The 815-nt window shown below is 65.9% G+C and carries 2 protein-coding genes; both read right to left on the reverse strand.

The window, feature by feature from the left end; translation table 11 throughout:
- On the reverse strand, positions 1-355 hold a 355-nt coding region (locus ACFXPK_RS13035), incomplete at its 3' end, for a helix-turn-helix domain-containing protein (RefSeq protein ID WP_385074690.1).
- An 11-nt stretch (positions 356-366) separates the two neighbouring features.
- Complete coding sequence (locus ACFXPK_RS13040) at positions 367-750, reverse strand: type II toxin-antitoxin system RelE/ParE family toxin (RefSeq protein WP_385074693.1); 384 nt, start codon at positions 748-750, stop codon at positions 367-369.
- Between the last annotated feature and the right edge of the window lie 65 nt (positions 751-815).

An 815-nucleotide genomic window follows, 5' to 3' on the forward strand; every position in this document is an offset into this window, starting at 1 on the left:
CGCGCCGGGGGGGGGGCGGGGCCCCGCGCGGGCGTCCCCGCCCCCCCCCGCCCGCACGTCGGCCTCTCAGCCGCACCGAAACGTTTCCGACCGTGGCCAGTATGGTCAGTTCGCCGCCGATCGCCTGGAGATAGGCCGCCAGTGTCGAGGTGTCGAGGCGTACCCCGCCACGCTCGATCTGACTGATCCGCCCCTGTGTCACCCCCATCAGCCGAGCGACCTGGACCTGCGTCATGCCCTGGGCCTTACGAAGGGCGGCCAGTTCATGGCCTCGCTCCGCGTCGACCATCTCACGTTTGATCTCATCGATCCGGGCGCGCTTCTCCGGTGGGATGTCACCTGTCAGGTCGGCCATACCGCCGAGTTTCATACCGTGTCCTCCTTCAGAGCTTCGAGATACGCGGCGTACTTGGTGTCGGCCTCCTTGACCGCCTTCGGATACCAGGCCGCCCACTGGCGACCGGCGGCCTTGTCACCCGCGACCAGGAATACCGCACGCCGTACAGGATCGAAGACGAACAGCATCCGGATGCTGACCGAATCGCCGCTCCGTGGACGGAGCTCGCGCATATTGCGGTACCGGCTGCCCTCGATGGCCCCCACCGTCGGACGGCGCAGGGCCGGACCGCACTCCTGTAATCGTTCAAGGGCGGCGATCACGTGATCGTGACTGCCGGGATCCTCCTTGGCCAGAACCTGGATCCACTCCAGCACGTCGGCGAAGAACCTCAACTCGTACGGACCATCCACTCAAGCAACATCAGCAGTGACTAATATCGCTCGCAGAACAAAGAAGCGCCCGGCCAGTCGGTGAC

This window comes from Streptomyces sp. NPDC059142, assembly GCF_042755665.1.
Lineage (GTDB): Bacteria > Actinomycetota > Actinomycetes > Streptomycetales > Streptomycetaceae > Streptomyces.